The sequence below is a fragment of the Pseudomonas sp. LTGT-11-2Z genome (assembly GCF_003691445.1).
Taxonomy (GTDB): Bacteria; Pseudomonadota; Gammaproteobacteria; order Pseudomonadales; family Pseudomonadaceae; genus Aquipseudomonas; species Aquipseudomonas monteilii.
The window spans coordinates 5310481-5333276 of the sequence record NZ_CP033104.1; the positions used below are offsets into that span (position 1 = coordinate 5310481).

The 22796-nt window shown below is 62.4% G+C and carries 25 protein-coding genes and 1 riboswitch; of the genes, 10 read left to right on the top strand and 15 right to left on the bottom strand.

Annotated elements, in window-relative coordinates; all coding sequences use genetic code 11:
• Positions 1 to 12: 12 nt before the first annotated feature.
• From D8767_RS24990 to D8767_RS25005, 3 genes are all read right to left on the bottom strand, one after another.
• On the bottom strand, positions 13 to 1377 hold the full coding sequence (locus tag D8767_RS24990; RefSeq protein ID WP_016713278.1) for a DUF1329 domain-containing protein: 1365 nt from the start codon (positions 1375 to 1377) through the stop codon (positions 13 to 15).
• A gap of 25 nt (positions 1378 to 1402) precedes the next feature.
• Complete coding sequence (locus D8767_RS24995; RefSeq protein WP_016713279.1) at positions 1403 to 3289, bottom strand: DUF1302 domain-containing protein; 1887 nt, start codon at positions 3287 to 3289, stop codon at positions 1403 to 1405.
• Positions 3290 to 3621: 332 nt separating this feature from the next.
• Positions 3622 to 5304: a fatty acid--CoA ligase gene (locus D8767_RS25005; RefSeq protein ID WP_016713280.1), complete on the bottom strand. Its 1683-nt coding sequence runs from the start codon at positions 5302 to 5304 to the stop codon at positions 3622 to 3624.
• Between the two features lie 219 nt (positions 5305 to 5523).
• On the opposite strand from D8767_RS25005, the gene D8767_RS25015 reads away from it, so the two are divergent.
• The 3 genes from D8767_RS25015 (at position 5524) to D8767_RS25025 (ending at position 8395) form a co-directional block, all read left to right on the top strand.
• Complete coding sequence (locus tag D8767_RS25015; RefSeq protein WP_016713281.1) at positions 5524 to 6489, top strand: 2-hydroxyacid dehydrogenase; 966 nt, start codon at positions 5524 to 5526, stop codon at positions 6487 to 6489.
• Positions 6490 to 6543: 54 nt separating this feature from the next.
• Complete coding sequence (locus tag D8767_RS25020) at positions 6544 to 7542, top strand: class I SAM-dependent methyltransferase (RefSeq protein WP_016713282.1); 999 nt, start codon at positions 6544 to 6546, stop codon at positions 7540 to 7542.
• Between the two features lie 40 nt (positions 7543 to 7582).
• Positions 7583 to 7722, top strand: a riboswitch (yybP-ykoY riboswitch).
• A gap of 91 nt (positions 7723 to 7813) precedes the next feature.
• Positions 7814 to 8395, top strand: a complete 582-nt coding sequence (locus D8767_RS25025; protein ID WP_174442266.1) for a TMEM165/GDT1 family protein — start codon at positions 7814 to 7816, stop codon at positions 8393 to 8395.
• Positions 8396 to 8435: 40 nt separating this feature from the next.
• Here D8767_RS25025 and D8767_RS25030 read toward each other — a convergent pair whose 3' ends face one another.
• The 4 genes from D8767_RS25030 to D8767_RS25045 all read right to left on the bottom strand — a co-directional run bounded on the left by D8767_RS25030 (position 8436) and on the right by D8767_RS25045 (position 10419).
• Positions 8436 to 9251, bottom strand: a complete 816-nt coding sequence (locus D8767_RS25030) for a M48 family metallopeptidase (RefSeq protein WP_016713284.1) — start codon at positions 9249 to 9251, stop codon at positions 8436 to 8438.
• A gap of 89 nt (positions 9252 to 9340) precedes the next feature.
• Positions 9341 to 9961 carry an SOS response-associated peptidase gene (locus D8767_RS25035; protein WP_016713285.1) on the bottom strand — a complete coding sequence of 207 codons (621 nt, stop codon included), beginning with the start codon at positions 9959 to 9961 and terminating at the stop codon, positions 9341 to 9343.
• A 15-nt stretch (positions 9962 to 9976) separates the two neighbouring features.
• Positions 9977 to 10237 (bottom strand): putative signal transducing protein, encoded by a 261-nt coding sequence (locus tag D8767_RS25040; protein WP_016713286.1) that lies wholly within the window; start codon positions 10235 to 10237, stop codon positions 9977 to 9979.
• On the bottom strand, positions 10237 to 10419 hold the full coding sequence (locus D8767_RS25045) for a CPXCG motif-containing cysteine-rich protein (protein ID WP_012270508.1): 183 nt from the start codon (positions 10417 to 10419) through the stop codon (positions 10237 to 10239). Before D8767_RS25045 ends, D8767_RS25040 begins: the two co-directional genes overlap by 1 nt.
• Positions 10420 to 10541: 122 nt before the next feature.
• Here D8767_RS25045 and D8767_RS25050 point away from each other — a divergent pair, with 122 nt between their 5' ends.
• Positions 10542 to 11711, top strand: coding sequence for a 1-acyl-sn-glycerol-3-phosphate acyltransferase (locus D8767_RS25050; protein ID WP_161751628.1), 1170 nt, complete (start codon positions 10542 to 10544; stop codon positions 11709 to 11711).
• A 35-nt stretch (positions 11712 to 11746) separates the two neighbouring features.
• Here the strand turns inward: D8767_RS25050 and D8767_RS25055 are convergent, their stop codons facing one another.
• Positions 11747 to 12007, bottom strand: a complete 261-nt coding sequence (locus D8767_RS25055; RefSeq protein ID WP_016713288.1) for a hypothetical protein — start codon at positions 12005 to 12007, stop codon at positions 11747 to 11749.
• Positions 12008 to 12166: 159 nt separating this feature from the next.
• Here D8767_RS25055 and D8767_RS25060 point away from each other — a divergent pair, with 159 nt between their 5' ends.
• Positions 12167 to 12373: a hypothetical protein gene (locus D8767_RS25060; protein WP_003247353.1), complete on the top strand. Its 207-nt coding sequence runs from the start codon at positions 12167 to 12169 to the stop codon at positions 12371 to 12373.
• A 64-nt stretch (positions 12374 to 12437) separates the two neighbouring features.
• Here D8767_RS25060 and D8767_RS25065 read toward each other — a convergent pair whose 3' ends face one another.
• A complete protein-coding gene (locus tag D8767_RS25065) occupies positions 12438 to 13022 on the bottom strand; it encodes a YajG family lipoprotein (RefSeq protein WP_016713289.1) in 585 nt (194 codons plus the stop codon).
• 145 nt (positions 13023 to 13167) lie between these two features.
• On the opposite strand from D8767_RS25065, the gene D8767_RS25070 reads away from it, so the two are divergent.
• On the top strand, positions 13168 to 13401 hold the full coding sequence (locus D8767_RS25070; protein ID WP_016713290.1) for a hypothetical protein: 234 nt from the start codon (positions 13168 to 13170) through the stop codon (positions 13399 to 13401).
• Between the two features lie 600 nt (positions 13402 to 14001).
• Positions 14002 to 15510 (top strand): malate dehydrogenase (quinone), encoded by a 1509-nt coding sequence (mqo, locus tag D8767_RS25075; protein WP_016713291.1) that lies wholly within the window; start codon positions 14002 to 14004, stop codon positions 15508 to 15510.
• Between the two features lie 57 nt (positions 15511 to 15567).
• On the opposite strand, the gene D8767_RS25080 is transcribed toward mqo, so the two are convergent.
• The 4 genes from D8767_RS25080 to D8767_RS25095 form a co-directional block, all read right to left on the bottom strand.
• Complete coding sequence (locus D8767_RS25080; RefSeq protein ID WP_003247360.1) at positions 15568 to 15858, bottom strand: PA4642 family protein; 291 nt, start codon at positions 15856 to 15858, stop codon at positions 15568 to 15570.
• 68 nt (positions 15859 to 15926) lie between these two features.
• Positions 15927 to 16397, bottom strand: a complete 471-nt coding sequence (locus D8767_RS25085; RefSeq protein ID WP_016713292.1) for a hypothetical protein — start codon at positions 16395 to 16397, stop codon at positions 15927 to 15929.
• A 51-nt stretch (positions 16398 to 16448) separates the two neighbouring features.
• Complete coding sequence (locus D8767_RS25090) at positions 16449 to 16922, bottom strand: WbuC family cupin fold metalloprotein (protein ID WP_016713293.1); 474 nt, start codon at positions 16920 to 16922, stop codon at positions 16449 to 16451.
• A 2-nt stretch (positions 16923 to 16924) separates the two neighbouring features.
• Complete coding sequence (locus D8767_RS25095; protein ID WP_016713294.1) at positions 16925 to 17482, bottom strand: hypoxanthine-guanine phosphoribosyltransferase; 558 nt, start codon at positions 17480 to 17482, stop codon at positions 16925 to 16927.
• Between the two features lie 161 nt (positions 17483 to 17643).
• Here D8767_RS25095 and upp point away from each other — a divergent pair, with 161 nt between their 5' ends.
• Positions 17644 to 18282: a uracil phosphoribosyltransferase gene (gene upp / locus D8767_RS25100; protein ID WP_011532223.1), complete on the top strand. Its 639-nt coding sequence runs from the start codon at positions 17644 to 17646 to the stop codon at positions 18280 to 18282.
• Between the two features lie 2 nt (positions 18283 to 18284).
• The gene (locus D8767_RS25105) at positions 18285 to 19559 is read left to right on the top strand and encodes a uracil-xanthine permease family protein (RefSeq protein WP_016713295.1); all 1275 of its coding nucleotides are present in this window, start codon (positions 18285 to 18287) and stop codon (positions 19557 to 19559) included.
• A 70-nt stretch (positions 19560 to 19629) separates the two neighbouring features.
• Here D8767_RS25105 and hemH read toward each other — a convergent pair whose 3' ends face one another.
• Entirely contained in the window at positions 19630 to 20643 is a 1014-nt protein-coding gene (gene hemH, locus D8767_RS25110; protein ID WP_016713296.1) for a ferrochelatase, read from the bottom strand.
• Between the two features lie 13 nt (positions 20644 to 20656).
• Positions 20657 to 21562 (bottom strand): TIGR01777 family oxidoreductase, encoded by a 906-nt coding sequence (locus tag D8767_RS25115; RefSeq protein WP_016713297.1) that lies wholly within the window; start codon positions 21560 to 21562, stop codon positions 20657 to 20659.
• A 187-nt stretch (positions 21563 to 21749) separates the two neighbouring features.
• Here D8767_RS25115 and D8767_RS25120 point away from each other — a divergent pair, with 187 nt between their 5' ends.
• A complete protein-coding gene (locus tag D8767_RS25120; protein ID WP_016713298.1) occupies positions 21750 to 22736 on the top strand; it encodes an NAD(P)/FAD-dependent oxidoreductase in 987 nt (328 codons plus the stop codon).
• The last annotated feature ends 60 nt before the right edge of the window (positions 22737 to 22796 follow it).

Genomic DNA, 22796 nt, shown 5'->3' on the forward strand with positions numbered 1-22796 from the left:
GAGTCTTTCAGGTTACCGAATACCCGACTGACGCAGCGCTGCTGGCTGGAAGTCAGCCTTGCTGGCACTGAAGCCGAAGTCGTAGGCACGCTTCTCTTCGTTCTTCATGCCCAAGGCCAGGTAACGACCCGACTGCAGGTCGTAAATGGCCTCCAGGGTGTACCAAGGCACCTCATTGTTGTAATACGGCTGGGAATGAGCTTCGGAAACGCGCCACAGCTGGTTGCGACCGTCGTACTGGTCGATCACCGCCGCCTGCCAGGTGTCTTCGTCGATGTAGAAGTCACGCTTGGCATAGATGTGGCGCTGGCCTGGCTTCAGGGTCGCGACCACATGCCACACGCGGCGCAGCTCGTAGCGGGCAAGGTCCTGGTTGATGTGCCCGGCCTTGATGATGTCGGTGTACTTCAGCTTGGGGTCGTCCAGCTTGAAGGCGTTGGAGGCGATGTACAGCTCTTTCTTGCCTTCCAGCTTCCAGTCGTAGCGGTCTGGCGCACCGTTGAACATGTCCAGGTTGTCGGAGGTACGCAAGCCATCGGCAGCGGTACCCGGGCCGTCATACGACACCTGCGGCGCCTGGCGCACACGGCGCTGGCCGGCGTTGTAGATCCACGCCTTGCGCGGTTCCTTCACCTGATCGAGGGTTTCGTGCACCAGCAGCACGGTACCGGCCAGGCGCGCAGGCGCGGTCACTTCCTGCTTGAAGTAGAACAGGATGTTGCCCGGGTTGTTCGGGTCGTAATCCTTCATCTTGTCGCGGAAGACGAACTGGTCGGAGAAGTACACTGGGTTGAACGAGCCGTTCTGCTGTGGCGTGGCCTGGGTTACCAGGCGGCTGACACTGCCCCCCCGGTAGCGGGTGATGTGGTTCCAGATCACCTCCAGGCCGCTTTTGGGGATCGGGAACGGCACAGCCGTGCGGAAGTTGTTCAGGCCGTTGCCGCCTTCCACCAGGGTGGTCTTGGTGGCGTTTTCCTTGATGGCCGCAAACACATCGGCCGGGACGGTTGAACCGCGATGGGTTTTGAATACCGGGATCTTGAAGGTGTCCGGGTAACGCTTGAGCATGGCCAACTGGCCCGGCGAAAGCTTGTCCTTGTACTGGTCGGCGTTCTGCGCGGTGATGGTGAACAGCGGCTTTTCACTGCCATACGGGTCGGCCAAAAAGCCCTTGCTGTCGACGCTGCCCGCACTCTTCGACAGCGGCTCCCACGGGCCGATCGAGCCATCGGCGTTGCCGGCCTTCTCGGCGCCCATCGGGGTCAGGGTACTGCCCAGCTTGGCCGCCTCGTCGGCGGATACCGCAGCCATCACGCTGGTCGCCAGCAGGGACAGGCCCAGTACACCGGCTTGCAGCAGACTTCTGGTCTTGTTCATGTCGTGTCGTCCTGGATCTGTGTGCTTAGAAGTTCACGCCGAAGCTGAGCGCGACGAAGTCACGGTCATCCACAGTGGTGTACTTGCCATCGAAGAAGTTGGTGTACGACAGGCTCGCCGTGTAGGTGTTCTGGTACTCGGCGTCCAGGCCCAGGCTAACTGCCTTGCGGCCCTCCTCGAAGTTCGCACCAGGGCCTGGCGAGTAGCCAGACACGTCATGCGACCAGGCCACGCTCGGCTTCAGGTTCACCCCGGCGAAGACGTCGTTGTAGTCCCAGATGACGCGGGCGCGGTAACCCCAGGAAGTGCTGGTGGTGTAGCCGTCGTTCTCGCAGTTGCGGTTCAGGTTGGCAGTGGATGCCCCCGCACCAGCGCCTGCGATAGTGCTGGCATTGAGCGCCTGGCAGGTGTCTGCGCCACCAGTGGATGGCAATGGACCAGGGCCGAACACCGGGTCACGACCGTAACGCGTGTCGTGTGCGTTCTCCAGCCCGCCGACATGGGTGACACCCACTTCACCCACCACGGTCATCCGGCTGGCGCCCATCACCTGGTCGAAGAAGTGCGTCAGGGTGGTCTGGAATTGAGTGATCTCCTTACGGCGATACCCGTGCAGGTCTTCCCCTGGCGTACCGGTCAGCAGCGAGGCGTTGGTCAATGCACCGCCAATCGGACGCACACCCGCGAACAGGATATCGGTGGTATTCAGCTGCACCGGGGCATTCGGCCGGTAGCTGATTTCGCCGCTCCACGCGGTGCCGGTGGGCAATGTGGTGGAGAAGCTCAGGCCATACAGGCGGATATCTTCCGGGTATTCGACGAAATACTTCGAGTTACCCGCGACGATCAACGGCGCCAATGCACGCAGCTGCGCCGGCAGCGCGCTCAGCCCGGCAAATACCGAAGGCGAGGCGCCGGTGGCGCTGAAGATCGGCGCACGGCTGTGGTAGTTCATGAAATAGGCGCCAAATTCAGTGTCGAGCGGTTCGAACATGTAGCGCATGGCCACACCGAACTGGCCACTGTCCCGGGCGTCGCGGTCGGCGCCGCGCGCCACCATCACACCTTCTTCATTGATGTTGACGCCACGGGTGGCGAGGAACTGCTGGGCCGCAGCCGGCACTGTGCGGCTGCTGTTGAGCACACGCAGGTTGTCGGTACAGCCGTCGGCGATGATGTCCGGCTGAGAGAAGAAGGTACCGCAGTTGTCGACAACCGTCTGGTCCCACTCGATCTGGTAGAAGGCTTCGGCCGACAGGTTGTCGGTCAGGCTTTGCGAGATGTAGAACATGTTGACCGGGATCAAGCCTTCCTTGATCTCCGCCCCTGGGCGGCGGAACGCCGATACGTCGATGGGGTTGATCGAGTTGATGCCGCCGCCGATGAAGGTACTTTCGCCCCAGCTCACCACCTGCTTGCCAAGGCGCACAGAGCCAGGCTGATCAGCGATGGAGTAGTTGTGGTACACGAAGGCGTCGAGCAACTGGGCGCCGGACGACTTGGCGCCTTCCTTGCGATTGGAGTCGCTAATGTCCTTGAACTCGCGGCTTTCGTCCTTGAGTTCGAAGTCATACCAATACTTGCCGCGCACGAACACACCGGTATCGCCGTACTTGAGCTCCAGGTCATGAATACCCTTGAAGATCTTGGAGAAGGTTTCGCCCTTCTTGAAGTTCAGGTGGCCATCGTCGGAGGTCTGAGACAGGCCCTTGCCGCCGTTGTTGACACCGATCAGGTTCTTGTTGGGGTTGGCCGTCGACCAGCTGGCGCCGATGGAGAGCGAGGAGTCGAACTGGCCTTCGATTTCACCAATGTTGAAGCTGACAGCGAAAGCAGGACTTGCGAGCGTGGAAGCAAGGCTGACGGCCAGGGGCAACTTGGCCCGGCGCCAGAACAGGTTTGCAGATTTCATCGACGCTACTCCATGTACTTTTTTGTTATGGCAGTGAGTCCTTTCAAGAACGGCCCGAGCGACCGGTTTGCAGGTTTGCACCTGCGACGACACGGCTTGCGCGTGTCGCCCTCCCCCATTCCTGAAAATCCCCTGGCCCCGACTATAGCCAGCAAGGCACAGGCGCTTGATCCCTCTAAAGTGTGATTTGCGCTCCATGCCGCCAACTCGCTGCACTGTTATCCCGGTTGCGGGCTGGCAGTGCTAAAGGATGGCGCATTTCAGCCGTTTGGCAAGGCGTGAAGGCCTCTAGCGTGCGGGTCGCGTTCTGGCGTTCGCGACCCGCACGGCGGTTACAGGGTGGAAAGGAAGGCGCTGTTGCTGGCTTGCCACTGGACGATGTCCTGGCGGATGCGTTTCTTGTCGAGCTTACCGACACTGGTCTTGGGAACTTCAGTAACAACGGCGATCTGGCTAGGAATCGCCCACTTGTTGATGTGCCCTTGCTCGACGAACGGTTTGAGGTGTTCCTTGAGCGCCTTGGCATCGATGGCCTGGCCGTCGCGCACCACCAGCAGGGCAAACGGGCGCTCGCCCCACTGCGGGTCGGCCACTCCGACCACCGCCACTTCACGTACGGCCGGGTGGCGGCTGATCAGGTCTTCCAGATCGAGTGAGGAAATCCACTCGCCACCGGTCTTGATCACATCCTTGATACGGTCACGGATGTCGATGTAGCCCATGCCGTCGAGGGTGGCGACGTCACCGGTGTGGAGCCAGCCGCCCTGCCACAGCTCCTCGCTCTTCTCCGGCTCCTTGAAATAACCCATGGTCAGCCACGGCGCACGCAGCACCAACTCGCCCTGGGTCTCGCCATCCGAAGGAAGGAAGTTGCCGTCGCCATCGACAATCGCCGCTTCGACCAGTGGCACCGGCACGCCGGCCTTGATGCGGTAGGTGATGCGCTCGTCTTCGCTACCGGCCTGCAGTTCGTCGTTCAGGTGCGCGGCGGATATCAGCGGGCAGGTCTCGGACATGCCGTACGCTGCGGTTAGCTGGATACCCCGGGCCAGGGCTGCCTGGTACAACGAGCGGTTGAGCGCGCTGCCGCCGATGATGATCTTCCAGCCGCCGAAGTCCTGGCCCTGCGAGGTCGGGCAGTTGAGCAGCATCTGCAGAATGGTCGGCACACAATGAGAGAACGTGACCTTCTCCTCGCGCCACAGCTTGACCAGCATGTCTGGCTCGTAGCGTCCCGGGTACACCTGCTTCATACCGAGCATGGTGGCGGCGTAGGGGATGCCCCAGGCATGCACATGGAACATCGGGGTAATGGGCATGTACACGTCGTTGCTGCCCAGCAGGCGCACGCTGTCGATACTGCCGGTGACCGAAGCCTCGGCCAGCGTGTGCAGCACCAGTTGCCGGTGGGTGAAATACACGCCCTTGGGGTTGCCGGTGGTGCCAGTGGTGTAGAAGGTGGTGGCCACCGAATTTTCGTCGAAGTCGGGGAAATCGTAGTGCGGGCTGGCAGCGGCCAGCAATTGCTCGTATTCACCCACCAGATTGGGTAGCTCGGCGGCCTTGTCCGGGCCATCGGTCAGCAACAGGGTCTTGTCGACGGTGGTCAGCTGCCCGGCAATACCCTGGTAGAGGCCGACGAAGTCGCTGTTGACCAGCACCACGCGGTCTTCGGCGTGGTTCATGGTGTAGAGGATCTGCTCGGGCGACAGGCGCACGTTGATGGTATGCACCACCGCACCGATCATCGGGATGGCGAACATGCATTCCAGGTAGCGGTGGCTGTCCCAATCCATCACCGCCACGGTATCACCGGCCTTTACTCCGGCCTCGGTCAGCACATTGGCCAGGCGTGCAATACGTTCGTTGAGCTGTGGATATGTCAGCCGCAACTGGTCGCGATAGACGATTTCACGGGTCTTTTCATAGCGGCTACCGGACATCAGCAGGCGCTTGATCAGCAGTGGGTAGGCGTAGGCGCCCTCGGCGGGCTTGATGATGCGGGTCTGCAACATGGGTATCCCTTTTCTGAAAAGCGAGCCGGACAAGTCTGACAACTACTGTAGTGCGGCAATGTGACGGCTAAATCAGCCGAAGGAATGATTTGCGAGCCGAAGGTATGAGTGGCAGGCGTTGACGGGCAGTAACCCCGGGCTAGACACTGCGCCTGTAAACGCGGGCGTGCCCGCGAATGGCCATAACACCAATACCCCGCCCTGCCACCGGAGCCCCCCATGCCCAGCCCGCGTCGCGCCGTGTTTCTCGATCACCAGTCCCTGGACCTTGGCGACCTCGACCTCTCGCCCCTGAAGCAGCAGTTCGATGAATTCGAACTGTTCGCCGCCACCCGTCCCGACCAGGTGGCAGAGCGCCTGCAAGGCGCGGTCGCCGTGGTCAGCAACAAGGTAATGCTCGACGCCCCCTCCCTGGCCGCCAACCCGCAGCTCAAGCTGATCCTGGTGGCCGCCACCGGCACCAACAATGTCGACCTGGCAGCGGCGCGCGCCCAAGGCATTACCGTCTGCAACTGCCAGGGTTACGGCACGCCGTCCGTCGCACAGCACACCCTCGCCCTGCTGCTGGCCCTGGCCACCCGCCTGTGCGACTACAACCAGGCCGTAGCCGACGGCCAGTGGGCCAAGGCCAGCCAGTTCTGCCTGCTGGACTTCCCCATCGTCGAGCTGGAGGGCAAAACCCTCGGCCTGCTCGGTCACGGCGAGCTCGGCGGCGCGGTGGCGCGGCTGGCCGAAGCCTTCGGCATGCGCGTGCTGAGCGGGCAGATTCCCGGCCGCCCGGAGCGTGACGACCGGCTGCCGCTGGACGAACTACTCCCGCAAGTGGACGCCTTGACGCTGCATTGCCCACTGAACGAGCACACCCGGCATATGCTCGGTGCCCGCGAATTGGCCCTGCTCAAGCCCAATGCGCTGGTGGTCAACACTGCCCGTGGCGGCCTGATCGACGAACAGGCGTTGGCCGACGCCCTGCGCCAGGGCCACTTGGGCGGCGCGGCCACCGATGTGTTGAGTGTGGAGCCGCCGGTCAACGGCAACCCGCTGCTCGAACCGGGCATCCCACGCCTGATCATCACCCCGCACAGCGCCTGGGGTGCGGTAGAGTCGCGCCAGCGTATCGTCGGCCAGCTCAGCGAGAACGCTCAGGCCTTCTTTGCCGGGCAGCCACGCCGCGTGGTCAGCTGAGCCCGGCGCCCGCCTCTGCTACACTTCGCCACTTTTTTCCAGGAGGCGTCGTCCATGGACCCGCGCAGTGAAGTGTTGCTCCGCCAGGCAGAGCTGTTCCAGGGGCCGCTGCTGATCGCTGGCGCCCCCGCCGACGGCCTGCTCGCCCAATTGCCACAGGCCAAGGCCTGGACTTGGCATGCCGGCGATCAGGCCATGCTCGACAGCCGCTTCGCCGGCCGCAGCCATTACGGGGTAGAGCCGCCTGAAATGGCATTCGACAGCGCCGTGCTGTTCCTGCCCAAGTCCCGTGAGCTGGCGGCCTACCTGCTGAATGCCCTGGCATCGCGCCTGGCCGGCCGTGAGCTGTACCTGGTCGGCGAAAAACGCGGCGGCATCGAAGGTGCGGCCAAGCAACTGCAAGCCTTTGGCAAACCGCGCAAGCTCGACAGCGCCCGCCACTGCCAGCTGTGGCAAGTGACCATCGAGCACGCCCCCGATGCCAAGCCGCTGGCAAGCCTGGCCGAGCACTTCGAGCTGGCGCTGGAAGACGGCCCCTTGCAGGTGGTCAGCCTGCCGGGCGTATTCAGCCACGGCCGCCTCGACCGCGGTACTGCCCTGCTGCTCAAGCACCTCGACGGCCTGCCAGGCGGCCATGTGCTGGACTTCGGCTGCGGCGCAGGGATATTGGGCGCCACGGTCAAGCGCCGTTATCCACAAAGCCGGGTAACGCTGCTGGATGTGGACGCCTTCGCGGTTGAGGCCAGTCGTCTGACACTGGCTGCCAACGGCCTGGAGGGTGAGGTGATCAGCGGTGATGGCATTGATGCGGCACCTGCCGAGCTGAGCCTGATTCTGAGCAACCCACCGTTCCATACCGGGGTGCACACCAATTACCAGGCCTCGGAGAACTTGCTGAAAAAATCTGCCGTTCATCTGCGAAAAGGGGGCGAAATGCGCTTGGTCGCCAACAGCTTCCTGCGCTACCAACCGCTGATCGAAGGGGCACTTGGCAACTGCCAGGTACGCGACGAGGCCGACGGCTTCCGTATCTACCAGGCAACCCACGGATAAAAAACAGCGCTTGCCGAAAGCGTTTTGCCTAGGCAGAATCCGCACCGTCCTAGGGGAGTAGTCTCCCGCGAGCGCACTGCTCGCCCGGTACGCGTCAACATACTTGGTCCACAGACCATGGCGCGTGCGACCCACCATGCCAGCCTGCATGGAGAGATCCGCGTAGACGGATCCAGGGTTTGACAAGACCTATGACACGCACACCTTACCCGGGGCGGGGAGGCTGTACGTGTCATAGCCGTGTCGACCCGCCCCCGTAGGAATCCTGATGCTGGAATCTCTGTTGGTCCCCACCGCTATCGTTGCCTTGGCCGAAATCGGCGACAAGACGCAACTGCTCGCTCTCATTCTTGCTGCCCGCTTCCGCAAGCCTTGGCCGATCATCGCCGGCATCATCGCCGCCACCCTGGCCAACCATGCTGCAGCCGGTGCCGTGGGCGCATGGTTCGGCAGCTTCTTCAGCGACTCGGCCCTGCACTGGATCCTGGCCGCGAGCTTTACCGCCACCGCGCTGTGGACACTGGTACCGGACAAGATGGATGAAGACGAAAACCCCGCACGTCGCTTCGGGCCGTTCCTGACCACGCTGATCGCGTTCTTCCTGGCCGAAATCGGTGACAAGACCCAGGTTGCAACCGTGATGCTGGCTGCGCAGTATCCGCACCTGATCATGGTCATTATCGGTACCACGCTGGGCATGCTGATTGCCAACGTGCCGGTGGTTCTGGCGGGTAACTTCGCGGCAGACAAGCTGCCACTGACGCTGATTCGTCGCCTGGCGGCCACGGCGTTCTTCGTGCTGGCGATCGTGGCCGTCTATTCGGCGATGAAGGCCAGTGGCTGGGTGGGATAACAGCAAAGGCGGGGCCGCGTTGCGGCCCCGGGTTCTGCAACTACTGCTTGGCAGCCTGGTACAGCGGCATCACCTTCGGAATCGCTGCCTGCAGCGAAGCGATACGGCTTTCAGAAGCCGGGTGAGTGCTCATGAACTCTGGTGGCGCGCCTTCGGAAGCCTTGCTCATCTTGTTCCACAAGGTGATCGCGGCATTCGGGTCATAACCCGCACGGGCCGACAGTTCCAGGCCGATCAGGTCGGCTTCGTTCTCGTTGGCCCGGCTGTTGGGCAGGGTCATGGAGTAGTTCACCACGGCATCGGCCATGGCCATGCTGCCCTCACCCAGGCCCAAGAGGGCACCGGCACCCTGACGGGCCATTTGCACGCCATAGGCCTTGGACATCGCCTCACGGCTGTGCTCACGCAGGGCGTGGGCAATTTCATGCCCCACCACGGCGGCAATTTCCGCATCGGTGAGCTTGAGCTGATCGATCAGCCCGGTGTAGACGATGATCTTGCCGCCTGGGCCGCAGTTGGCGTTCAGTTCGTCGCTTTTGATCACGTTGACTTCCCAGTTCCACTGCGCGGCATCCGGGCGGAACTTGGGCGCCTGGGCGATCAGGCGGTTGGCGATGACCTGCACGCGCTTGGCATCGGCGCTGGACTTGTCGAGCACACCCTTGCTCGACGCTTCGCCCAAGGTCTGCTGGTACGACTGGGCGTACATCTGGTTGACCTCATCGGTCGAAAGCATGCTGAACATGTACTGCTGGCGCTGCACGCCGACAGCACCACCGCTGGTGGTGTTCACCGCCTGGCAGCCGGCCAGCAGGATGCCAGTACTCAACAGGCTGACAACAAAAGACTTACGCATGAAAGCACTCCCTATCCACATGCGGCGTATCCTAGGCCGACTCGCCTGTGGCTGCCATAGCCGCAGGGAAGATTTTATCGACCAGCGCATCAGGCTGGAGTCAGGCACTCCGGCGCATCCAGCTTCGGGTCATTGACGAAATTGGCCAGGGCCCGCTCGCGCAGCTGTGCCGCAGGGCTGGCCAGCAACTCGTGCAAGCGGGTAACCGGCGTATCCGGGTCGAGCCAGGCGGCCTGCCCCACCTCATCCAGTATCAGCGGTCGACGCTGGTTCATGGCCGCCTGGGTCACCACCGCACAGCTAAGCCACACCTGATCCTGCACGGGATAGGCCTCCCACACAGCAGCAAAGTACAGCGACGAGCCCTCCCCCGGGGTCAACCAGTACGGGCGTTTACGCACGCTGCCACGCCACTCGTAAAAGCCGTTGGCCGGCATCAGGCAGCGGCGCTGGCGAAACGCCTCGCGGAACATGGGTTGCTCGGCCAGCGTTTCGGCGCGGGCATGGGCGGGGGTGCGGGACAGGTCGGTAAGCCAGGCCGGGGTCAGCCCCCAGCGCGCCTTGGCCAGTTGCTGCTGGCCGTCGAGCTGGCGCTGGATCAGCACCGTGGCACCGGGAGCAATGTTCCATTGGGCCGGCTGGCCTTCGGGAAAACCAGGCAGGCAGGCCAGCGCCTGGGGCCAGCGAAACAGGGCGTAACGTCCACACATGGGCGAATTCAGAACCTAGCAGATCAAGGTACCGGGGAAACTCTCCGGTTCGTCGCCAACCAGTGGCTGGGCATCATTGTACGCATCGATCAGCCGCCGTGCGTACTCGGCCTGCTCATCCGCTACCGCAAGCCCCAGCAAGCCTTGCATCGGCAACTCGCCCACACCGCCCATCAGGTCACGGCCCACCAGTTGCACATCGACACCCTCACTGGCCAGCATTCCGATCAGCATTTCGGCTTCGAGCAGGCTTTCAGGTTCATAGATCCGCCGCATCAGTCGTTCTCACCGAAGACATCCAGCATCCACTCCTCGCCATGAACCTGCAGTACGAAGCGGATAGGCTTGCAGCATACCTGGCAGTCCTCGATGTACTCCTGATCGCCGCCGGACAGGTCCACCGTGGTTTCGACTTCTTCGCCACAATAAGGGCAATCGTAGATCGCAGTTTCCAGCATCGCGGCCTCCGGGGTGACTTATGCGTATAATTGCCGGTCTGTTTACAGGGCCAGTGTGTGTCCGAGCCGTTTTTCGGAGCCCGCCCCTACCTTATTACCCTAGCCGTTTCCAACAAGAGAGCATGATGGGCGAATTCGATGCCATCCGACCGTACGACGACGCTGAGGTCCCTGCCGTTCTGGCACGCCTGCTCAGCGACCCGGCATTCCTCGATATCCTCACCCACTTCCGCTTCCCGCGTGCGGCCGGTGCTCTCGGCTGGTTGCTCAAACCGCTGATTGCCCGCCGCCTGCGCAAGGAATTCGCCGGCGTCACCTGCGTTTCCACCTTGCAGGACAAAGTCGAGTACTACGTCGACCAGACTATCGACCGTGCCACCGACGGCGTCACCTATTCCGGCGTGGAGCAGCTCAAGGCCGGCACTGCCTACCTGTTCCTGGCCAACCACCGTGACATCGTCATGGACCCCGCCTTCGTCAACTACGCGGTGTACCATGCCGGCCTGCCCACGCCGCGCATCGCCATTGGTGACAACCTGCTGCAAAAGCCCTTTGTCAGCGACATGATGCGCCTGAACAAAAGCTTCATCGTTCACCGTTCGATCAGCGGGCGCCGCGAGAAGCTGGCGGCTTACCAGTTGCTCTCGGCCTACATCAACCACTCGATCCGCAACGATGCCACCTCGATCTGGATCGCCCAGGCCGAAGGGCGGGCCAAGGACGGTGACGACCGTACCGACTCGGCGATCCTCAAGATGTTCCACATGAGCCGCAAGGACGAGCCGTTCGGTGCAGTGATCCAGAGCCTTAACCTGACGCCCGTGTCGATCAGCTACGAATACGACCCGTGCGACCAGGCCAAGGCCCGCGAGCTTTACATCCGCGCCACCACCGGCACCTACAAGAAGGCGCCGGGCGAGGATGACAACAGCATCGCCAAGGGCATTACCGGCTACAAGGGCCGGGTGCATATCAACTTCGCCCCACCGGTGACCGAATACCACGAGGATACCAAGCAGCTGGCGGCGGAAATCGACCGGCAGATCCTGGGTGGCTACCGGCTATTCCCGGTGCATTACCTGGCGTATGCGATGTGGGAGGGCAAGGACGAGGCCCTGCAGGTGCCGAGTGCCGAGAAAGTGTTCCCGGCCGATGAGTTGGCCAAGGCCAAGGAAGAATGGCAGCGCCGCCTGGATGCCTGCCCTGAAGAGCAGCGGCCTTACCTGGTGTTGCAGTATGCGACGCCGGTGCGTAACCAGTACCAGGTCAGGCAACAAGCGCCGGTCGCCTGATAGATTGCTGGGGGCTGCTTTGCAGCCCCCATTGCTCAGACCCAGGTGCTGAACCAGGACAGCAGCAACGCCATCGCCAGGCACGAGAAACCGAGGATATAGAAGTACTTCGGCACTCGAAGGTCGAACGCGTCCACAATCCCCTCATCCACCGCCATGTATTCACGGGTCTCGGCATCACGCCGCCGAGCACTGTGCAGCAGCAACCCACCCGGACACGTCAGCAGCAGCGCCAGCAGGTTGATCCACTTGGCGGGGTGGGCGGACAGAAACCCCCAGAGCACTTGCAAGGACATCAGGCGACCTCGGTGTGAGCAGCAACAAAGGCCCGCATTTTACCCAAGTCGCACCCGCGTACCCGTCCTGGGCGACAAAGTGTCATTAAATTTCATCTGTCATTAGCTCGTCATCAGAACAGGCCACCCTATCGGCCTTTCATGACCCGGAGCTTGTTCATGTTGCACGCCGAAAACCAGGACCGCCTTTACCTCGTCGCCCAGAGCGATGAACAACAGGCGCTGATCGATGGTTTTGCCATCAACGTGCAGGACCGCCAATGGCTCGTCTACTGTGCGCTAGGTGGGCATGTGCACGAAGACTTGCCCGAAGTGGATGCCGGAACCGGCTTCAGCTTGCTGGATTTCCACATAGAAGCGGCTTGAACCTGTACAGACAAAAAAACCGCTGCCTGGCACCCAGGCAGCGGTTTTTTTTATTGCTGAGGGCTTACTGCCCCAGCACCTGCCCGATGGTCGGGTCTTTGAACATACGGGTCAACGCATCGCTCAGCACATCACCCACCAGCTGGGTGTTGGTGTCCTGGTTCGGCGCCATGCCGAAACGCTGGTCCAGCGAAGCACCGTAACGGCCGCTGTAGCTGCGGCCGCCGTTGCGCACGTCGGCACGGAAGGTGGCGCCGATGGTGGCTTCGGTCACGTACAGGTTGTCTTTGGGCGATTGGTATTTCAGCTCGGCCAGGGTCACGGTCAGCTGCGGTGCGTTATAGGCATTTGGCGTCGGGGTGAAACCGAGCAGGCGCACGGCAGCTTCGGCCTGGGCTTGCAGCTTGGGCACCACGTCGTTACCGCTGACGCTGATGGTGCTGGTTTCGGGGTACATGCCACCACGGGTACCCAGGGACTGCGAAGCCCGGCCGTCAACCACCCGGACCACCACCGGCTGGCCATGGCCGACCGGCGTGAGCTGGGCCTTGAGCGTGGGTTGCGGGTTGAGTTGTTGCGGGCTGTGGGCACAACCGACCAGGCTGAGGCTGGCCACGGCGATCAAACCGAACAACAGACGTTGCAACATGCGCGTTTCTCCAGAAAATGCGGCTAAGGCGCACAGTATACCTAGGCACGCATCGACCAGTCATCGGTCCGGCCCGCTTGTCACAATCGTTTCATGGCCTCGCCCTTATCCTCGCGCCAAGCCCTCACGCAAAGGACTCCTCGTCATGGCCTCGCTCTGGACGCTGCTCTTCCAACGCCCGCGCCACCATGCCTATGCCCGCCTCGATGCCCACGGCAAATGCGTGGCCTTCAAGCAATGCAGCCAGGCCCCCAACGGCAGCGACTGGGTCCAGATTGGTGAAACCCGGTTGGCCTGGCTGGGCCACGAACTGCCTGCCGACGCCCGGGTTTGCGCCCGCGCAAGCCGCCGCTGGCACCAGCGCATCCTCGCGGCCTGACAAACGCTGCAATAAAAACCACGAATGGCGACATTTCTGCCCGCGACATCGCTATAATCTCCCCCCGATTATAAGGACGTCTCCTGATCGGGCCCCGCACTCGCCGATTGACCCCGGCAACTTCACCGCTTCGCCCACAGAGAGCCTTCCACTCAGGTCTTGCATCGGCTGTCGTGCCTGCTTTTCCGGCCCTTCACACTGCATGAACCTGCGGGTTGCCATCGCGCAGTCCCCCTTTGAGGTTCACGTCTCCAAAAGAGCGTGAAAAAACGGTTTTCACAACTTCACAAGAGTGTGGCGAGCAAATGAACAGTCTGGCATGTGCAAAAGCGGCAGATGTGTCCCGAACAGCCCTGAACAGGCGGCAAATGCGCTCATCCCGTATGAGTGTCTGAACCGTTCCATAACGCACGCACGACACCTTGACCATAAGTCGAATTGCCGCACCTGTGGCAAACGGCGTTCAATACCCGAACCCGAAGACTGATTGGCGGTGTCCGCGGAAGTTGCAAGAACTGCGAAAAGTCGGACATGGCGACCCTGGCGAACCCAGGTCCTATGCTGTCAATTAGGTAGCTGTAGATTGTGGAGACGCGTTAAATGGCGCAGAACGAATCGGTTGATGTGGTACTGGTAGGCGCGGGCATCATGAGTGCCACCCTGGCCGTACTGCTCAAGGAGCTCGACCCGACCCTGAAGCTTGAGGTCGTCGAGGCGATGGACTCCGGAGCCGCGGAAAGCTCCAACCCCTGGAACAACGCAGGCACCGGCCACGCCGGTCTGTGCGAGCTTAACTACACGCCCCAGGCCGCAGATGGCAGCATCGACATCAAGAAGGCCGTGCACATCAACACCCAGTTCGAGGTTTCGCGCCAGTTCTGGGCTTACCTGAGCAAGAAGGGCAACTTCGGCTCGGCACGTGCGTTCATCAACCCTGTCCCGCACCTGAGCTACGTCGAAGGTGACAAGGGTGTTTCCTTCCTCAAGAAGCGCTTCGAGCTGCTCAAGCAGCACCATGCCTTCGCCGACATGGAATACACCGAAGACAAGGCCGTGATGAACGACTGGATGCCGCTGATGATGCCTGGCCGCCCGGCCGACCAGCACATCGCCGCTACCCGCGTGGCCAAAGGCACCGACGTCAACTTCGGCGCCCTGACCAACAAGCTGCTCAAGCTGCTGGGCGACTCGCAGGACGCACAGGTCAAGTACAGCAAGAAGGTTGTCGGCCTGCGTCGTAACGGCAGCGGCTGGACCGTGAGCATCAAGGACGTCAACAGCGGCGGCAGCCGTGAAGTCGACGCCCGCTTCGTCTTCCTCGGCGCCGGTGGCGCGGCCCTGCCGCTGCTCCAGCTGTCGGGCATCCCGGAAGGCAAAGGCTTCGGCGGCTTCCCGGTCAGCGGCCAGTGGCTGCGTTGCGACAACCCGGAAATCGTCAAACAGCACCAGGCCAAGGTCTACAGCCAGGCCGCCGTAGGCGCCCCGCCGATGTCGGTGCCGCACCTGGACACCCGTGTTGTAGACGGCAAGACTTCGCTGCTGTTCGGCCCATACGCTGGCTTCACCACCAAGTTCCTCAAGCACGGTTCGCTGATGGACCTGCCGCTGTCGGTACGCATGGGCAACATCGGCCCGATGCTGGCCGTGGCCCGCGACAACATGGACCTGACCAAGTACCTGGTCAGCGAAGTGATGCAGTCGATGGAGCAGCGCTTGGAAGCCCTGCGTCGCTTCTACCCGCAGGCCAAGGCCGAAGACTGGCGACTGGAAGTGGCCGGTCAGCGTGTGCAGATCATCAAGAAAGACCCGAAAAAAGGCGGCGTGCTGCAGTTCGGTACCGAGCTGGTCTCGGCCCAGGACGGCAGCCTGGCCGCACTGCTCGGCGCATCGCCAGGTGCTTCGGTTACCGTGTCGATCATGCTGGAACTGATCGAGCGCTGCTTCCCCGAGCAGGCCAAAGGTGCCTGGGCTGCCAAGCTCAAGGAAATCTTCCCGGCGCGCGAGAAGACGCTGGCGACCGATGCCGCTCTGTACCACAAGATCAGTGCCGACAACGACGTGGCGCTGGACCTGGTGGAAAGCAGCCCGGCAGCCAAGCATTACGCTTAATGCCGGCCTGAAACGAAAAAACGCCCCTCGGGGCGTTTTTTTGTGCCTGGGCCGTTATCAGCCGCGGGCTTTATCGATGATCTCGATGTACTCCGGCGCATTGCGCTGGTCGGCTATCTGCTCGACGAAGGTCTTTCCGTGCTCGTCCTTGCCATCCAGGTCCAGGCCCGCTTCGACGAAGAAGCCGACAAAGCGCTCGAAGTCATCGACGCGCAGGCCACGGTAGGCCTTGACCAGCTTGTGCAGCGACGGCGAGGTCACGCCATCGGCCGGCTCGAACTGAAGGAACGACTTGATGTAGTCGTCGCTGATTTCGTCACCGATTACCTGTTTCTTGTCTTTACGCATTGCCGACTCCAACTGGACCATCACGGAATTTCGAAGGCCGGCAGTGTACCCCTCGCAGGCCGCGTGCCTCAACGCGTACGTACGGTACCGGTGTGCAGGTCGGCCCAGATATGGCCGTTGTTATAGGTCAGAAACTGCACATACAGCGTTTCGTTGCGCAGCAGGTCCATGATCACCCGATAGTCGCTGACCGGGTAATTCAGGCTCAGGGTGCGGTTTTTTTCGTCATACACGGGCTTCTTCAGGCTCTTGGCCGCCTCACCGTCGAACGTCAGCAGCACCTGGGCAATGGTCGCGCCCTTGCTCAGCGGCTTGCCTTTCAGGCGCACCTGCAACGACGACGTGATCGGGATCGGCTGCTGATCGGACTGGCGCTGGGCACCCACCACCACGGAGTAGTCGGTCACTTGCAGCAATTGCTGGCCGGTCGGCGCCTCCTGGCGTAAAGACAGGTCGTCAGGTGGCAGGAACTGACTGTGCAGCGGTGCGGCGGCAAGTGGCAGGCTGACTGCCAGCAGGAGGGGAAGAATCGCACGCATGTGAGGCTCCTTGTATGAAGGAGCACTCTAGCATGCCGTGTGCAGGCACTATCAATCGAACTGCGCGCGCATCCAGGCCTGGTACTCGGCGACACCCTCTTCGCCTTCACGCGGCGCCCAGTGCGCATGCTCGCCCTCGCCCACTGGCCGATAAGGCCCGGCCTTGCATTCGAACAGCATGCTGTCGGGCTCCAGCACCACCAACCCATGGTACGTGCCTGGTGGCAGGTCCACTCCCAGGCAGTCGCCGCCCGCCTGTAGCACCCGCTTGGCGGTTACCACGCCCTGCTCATTGAAAATCAGCAAGCCCAGGCGGCCCTTGAGCACGATCAGGGCCTCAGCCTTGTCGTCGCTCAGGTGGCGGTGCGGCGGAATATAGGTATTCGGCTGCAGCCCCACCGCCATGCGGTGGCAAGGCTCTTCCATCTCATGGAAGTTGTGATGCTGCCGCCCGCGCGGGTTGGCGGCAGCCTTTTCGGCCAGCCCGGCGAACAGCGATTGGTCGATGAACGCAGGCTGGCGCATGGTCACAACCCCTTGACGGCGAAGATGCCGTTGGCGTTGCGCCAGTAGCCTTTGTAGTCCATGCCGTAGCCGAAGATGTAGCGGTCGACGCACGGCAGGCCCACGTAGTTGGCCTTGAGGTCCGGGCTGGCCTTGCGGTCGTGGTCCTTGTCGATCAGTACCGCCGTGTGCACCGAACGCGCGCCGGCATGCTTGCAGAACTCGATGATGGCGCTGAGGGTGTGGCCTTCGTCGAGGATGTCATCGACGATCAGCACGTCACGGTCGATGAACGACACTTCCGGTTTGGCCTTCCAGAACAGCTCACCGCCGCTGGTCTGGTTGCGGTAGCGGGTGGCGTGCAGGTACGACGCTTCCAGCGGGAACTGCAGGTGGGTGAGCAGTTTGCCGGCGAAGATCAGGCCACCGTTCATCACGCAGAACACCACCGGGTTCTTGTCGTGCAGGTCTTTGCAGATCTGCTCGCCGACGTTGGCGATGGCCGCTTCGACTTCAGCTTCGGTGTACAGGCAGTCAGCTTCACGCATGACTTGACGGATATGCTCGAGATCGGCGGACATGGCGCTCTCCGGTGGGGCATTTTGGAAAAGCGGGCAAAGGTACGCATCCGCTCGTCACAGATCAAGCATTTATGGACTAACGTCCAGAATGACCAGACGACAGCACAGGCTGAATAGATTAATCTAGCGCGGTTTTTTTGCCCGCCTTTCGGAGCCCCCCTATGCCCACTCGTGAGATCCGCCATCCGCTGATCCGCCACAAGCTCGGCCTGATGCGCCGTGCCGATATCAGCACCAAGAACTTTCGCGAACTCGCCCAGGAAGTCGGCGCGCTCCTGACCTACGAAGCCACCCAGGACCTGCCACTCGAAACCTACGAGATCGACGGCTGGTGTGGCAAGGTGCAAGTTGAAAAAATCGCCGGCAAGAAAATCACCGTAGTGCCTATCCTGCGCGCCGGCATCGGCATGCTTGACGGCGTGCTCAGCCTGATCCCGGGCGCCAAGGTGAGCGCCGTCGGCGTTGCCCGTAACGAAGAAACCCTGGAAGCCCACACCTACCTGGAAAAACTCGCGCCGGATATCAACCAGCGCCTGGCCCTGATCATCGACCCGATGCTGGCCACCGGCGGCTCGATGGTCGCCACCATCGACCTGCTGAAAAAGGCCGGCTGCAAAGAGATTCGCGCCATGGTGCTGGTTGCCGCGCCAGAAGGCATCGAAGTGGTGGAAAAAGCCCACCCGGATGTGCAGATCTACACCGCCTCGATCGACCAGCGTCTGAACGAACACGGCTACATCGTGCCGGGCCTGGGCGATGCCGGTGACAAAATCTTCGGCACCAAGCAAAAGGACGCCTGACCATGCAGGACGGCTTCAACGACCCGCTCTGGCGCCAGGTCGTTTCGGGCGCGCAGATGCTCTTCGTTGCATTCGGCGCGCTGGTGCTGATGCCATTGATCACCGGCCTCGACCCGAACGTCGCGCTGTTCACCGCCGGCATCGGCACCCTGCTGTTCCAGCTGGTCACCGGCCGCCAGGTACCGGTGTTCCTGGCCTCCAGCTTTGCCTTCATCACTCCGATCATCCTCGCCAAAGGCCAGTTCGGCCTGGCCGAGACCATGGGCGGCGTGATGGCCGCAGGCTTCGTGTACACCTTCATGGGCCTGATGGTGAAAATCAAAGGCACCGGGTTCATCGACCGCATGCTGCCGCCGGTGGTGATCGGCCCGGTGATCATCTCCATCGGCCTGGCCATGGCACCGATCGCTGCCAACATGGCAATGGGCAAGGCCGGTGATGGCAGCGTGCTGCTGCCGTACAAGACCGCCATGATGATCTCGATGCCGGCGCTGCTCACTACGCTGATCGTCGCCGTGTTCGGTAAAGGCATCTTCCGCCTGGTGCCGATCATTGCGGGTGTGCTGGTAGGCTTTGCCCTGTCGTTCGCCTTCGGCGTGGTCGATACCGCCAAGATCGCCGCTGCACCGTGGCTGGAGATTCCCAACTTCACCGCACCGGCGTTCAACTGGCAGGCCATCCTGTTCATCGTCCCTGTTGCCCTGGCACCAGCGATCGAGCATATCGGTGGGGTAATCGCGGTCGGTAGCGTGACCGGTCGTGACTACCTGAAAAAGCCTGGCCTGCACCGCACCTTGCTGGGTGACGGCCTGGCCACTACCGCAGCCGGCCTGTTCGGCGGCCCGCCCAACACCACCTACGCCGAAGTGACTGGCGCGGTGATGCTGACCAAGAACTACAACCCGAAGATCATGACCTGGGCGGCGGTCTTCGCCATCACCCTGGCGTTCATCGGCAAGTTCGGCGCGCTGCTGCAAAGCATCCCGGTACCGGTGATGGGCGGCATTCTGTGCCTGCTGTTCGGCTCGATCGCGGCAGTGGGCATGAACACCATGATCCGCCACAAGATCGACCTGGCCGAAGCCCGCAACCTGGTGATCGTGTCGGTCACCTTGGTGTTCGGTATCGGCGGCGTGCTGATCGGCAGCGGTGACGGCCCGGATGACTGGGGCCTGAAAGGCATCGCCCTGTGCGCCATCGTGGCGATTGCCCTGAACCTGATCTTGCCGGGCAATGATGGCTGGAAGCACAAGAAGCTGGATGATCAGTTGCCGTGATCCGGCTTTAACCTGATCTGGCCTCTTCGCGGGGTTGTCCGCGAAGAGGCCGGTTCAGGCAACCATCAGATCAGGCTTTTTCGCACATCCCCGCCAACACCCTTACCCACTCAGGGTGATCATTCAGGCACGGCACCAGCACCAGCTCCCGCCCGCCGGCCTCGACAAACTGTTCGCTGCCACGCATGCCGATCTCTTCCAGCGTCTCGATGCAATCGGCCACGAACGCCGGGCACATCACCAACAATTTCTTCACCCCTGCCTTGCCCAGCTCATCCAGCCGCGCTTCGGTATAGGGCTCGATCCACTTGGCCCGCCCCAACCGCGACTGGAACGACACCGACCATTTGCCATCCGGGATGCCCATCTTCTGCGCAAAGGCCTTGGCCGTGGCCAGGCACTGCCCGCGGTAGCACACCGCACGCATCTCGGCGCTGGCATCCTTGCAGCAGTCGGCTGCCTGGAAATCGTGTTTGCCGGTCGGGTCCAGCTTCTTCAGGTGCCGCTCCGGCAAGCCGTGGAAGCTCAGCAACAGGTGGTCGTAATCCTGCTCCAGGTACGGACGCGCGCTGGCGGCCAGCGCCTCGATGTAGTCCGGATGCTCGTAGAACGGTTGCAGCACACGCATCTGCAACGGCAACCGACGTTCATTGACCGTCTGCCTGGCCAGCTCGACCACAGTGGTCACCGTGCTGTCGGCGAACTGTGGATAAAGCGGTGCCAAGGTCACCTTGCGTACACCCTGGGCCGCCAGGCGCTCCAGCACGTCTGGCAGGGCCGGCTGGCCATAGCGCATGGCAATTTCCACCGGGCCGTGGGGCCAGTGTTCGACCATGGCAGCCTGCAGACGACGGGTCAGCACCACCAGCGGCGAGCCCTCCTCCCACCAGATCGAGCCATAGGCATGCGCCGACTGCTCCGGGCGCTTGATCAGGATCAGCGACACCAGTAGCCGCCGCACCGGCCAGGGCAGGTCGATCACGTACGGGTCCATGAGGAACTGGTTGAGGTAACGGCGTACATCGGCCACCGAGGTGGAGGCCGGGGAACCCAGGTTGACCAGCAGCAGGGCGTGATCGGTCATGCAGCATCCTATGTCAGAGGCGGCTGGACAAGTTGTCCAGGGCCGATTGCAGATCGTTGAAGCGGAAGGTGAAGCCAGCCGCCAACAAGCGTACCGGGCGTGTCCGCTGGCCACCCAGCAGCAAGGTCGACAGCTCGCCCAGGCCAGCCTTGAGCAGCAGCGCCGGCACCGGCAGCAACGCCGGCCGATGCAAGGTGCGCCCCAGACACCTGGCGAACTCGCGGTTGCGCACCGGCTCCGGGGCGCAGGCATTATAGGGACCGCTGGCATCCTTGTGCCGCAAAAGAAAATCAATCAGGGCGACCTGGTCGTCTATATGGACCCACGGCATCCACTGCCGACCATCGCCCAAAGGCCCGCCCAGCCCCAGCTTGAAGGGCAGGCGCAGCCGCGACAAAAAGCCGCCATCGCTGGCCAGCACCAGCCCAGTTCGCACCAGCACCACGCGGATGCCCTGTGCCTGGGAACGCAGGGCCGTTTCCTCCCAGGCAATGCATAACTGGCTGGCAAAATCTTCGCGCACCGGCGGTGATGCCTCGGTCAGCTCGCGCTCACCACCATCACCGTACCAGCCAACCGCAGAGCCGGAGATCAGCACGTCTGGTCGCTGCTCGCGGGTACCCAGCCAGCTCAGCAACTGCTCGGTCAGGGTAACGCGGCTGGCCCACAGCAGGTTACGCCGGGCCGCCGTCCAGGGCCGGTCCGCAATCGGCGCGCCGGCGAGGTTGATCACTGCATCCAGGTGATCGTCCGCTTCCAGTTGCTCCAGACGGGCAATGCCACGTACACCAGTGCCACACATTTTCGGCACTTGCTCAGGGCGCCGGCTCCACACCGTCAGGCGATGGCCTTGGCCAAGCCAGTGCTGGCAGAGGTGCCTGCCTATCAACCCGGTGCCGCCTGTCAGCAATATATGCATGGCTGTGTCCTCGCAGAATGCGGCGGTGGTCTATTTTTAACATCAAGGCACTTTTTTGACCCGACGCTCTCGGATAAACATAGGCTAACCTGCCCGCCAAAGCGGAATAACCTTATACAAAAATTCTGGATTGTACAGGTTTGCCTGACAGCGTAGTCTGCTTACAGCAAGGTTTGAAGAGGCCATCATGACAGTACCTATCGCCATCATCGGGGCCGGTATCGCCGGCTTGTCAGCTGCCCAGGCCTTGCAGAAGGCGGGGCAATCCGTGCATTTGTTCGACAAAGGCCACGGCAGTGGCGGTCGCATGGCCAGCAAGCGCAGCGAAGCCGGCGCACTCGACCTCGGCGCGCAGTATTTCACCGCCCGTGACCGGCGTTTCGTCGAGCAGGTACAACAGTGGGTCGCCGCTGGCTGGGCCGAGCAGTGGAAGCCGCAGCTGTACAACTACCGTGACGGCGAACTCACCCCCTCTCCCGACGAGCAGACGCGCTGGGTGGGCGTGCCCCGCATGAGCGCCATCACCCGTGGCTTGCTCAAGGATGTGACGGTGAACTTCGGCTGCCGCATCACCGAGGTGTTCCGCGGCAAACAGTACTGGCACCTGCAGGACACCGAAGGCTGCAGCCATGGCCCCTACAGCCGCGTGGTGATCGCGGTACCGGCACCGCAGGCCACGCCGCTGCTGGCTGCTACCCCAAAACTGGCTGCCGTGGCCGCTGGCGTGCAGATGGAGCCCACCTGGGCCGTCGCCCTCGCCTTCCAAGCGCCGCTGGATACGCCGATGCAAGGCTGTTTCGTGCAAGACAACCCGCTCGACTGGCTGGCCCGCAACCGCAGCAAACCCGGCCGTGACGAACAACTCGACACCTGGGTGCTGCACGCCACGTCTGACTGGAGCCGGCAACACCTCGACCTGCCCAAGGAAGAAGTGATCGAACAGCTGTGGGGCGAGTTCGCCGAGCTGGTCGGCTGCGTGGTGCCCGCACCTACCTTCGCCCTGGCCCACCGCTGGCTCTATGCACGCCCCAGCAGCAACCACGAATGGGGCGCGCTGGCCGATGCCGACCAAGGCTTGTACGCGTGCGGCGACTGGTGCCTTTCCGGGCGCGTCGAGGGCGCCTGGCTCAGCGGCCAGGAAGCGGCACGGCGACTGCTCGAACACCTGGAATGATGTAGCGCTATACAAAAATAATGGTTTGCATAACTTCAGGGCTGTGCTGGAATAAACCTG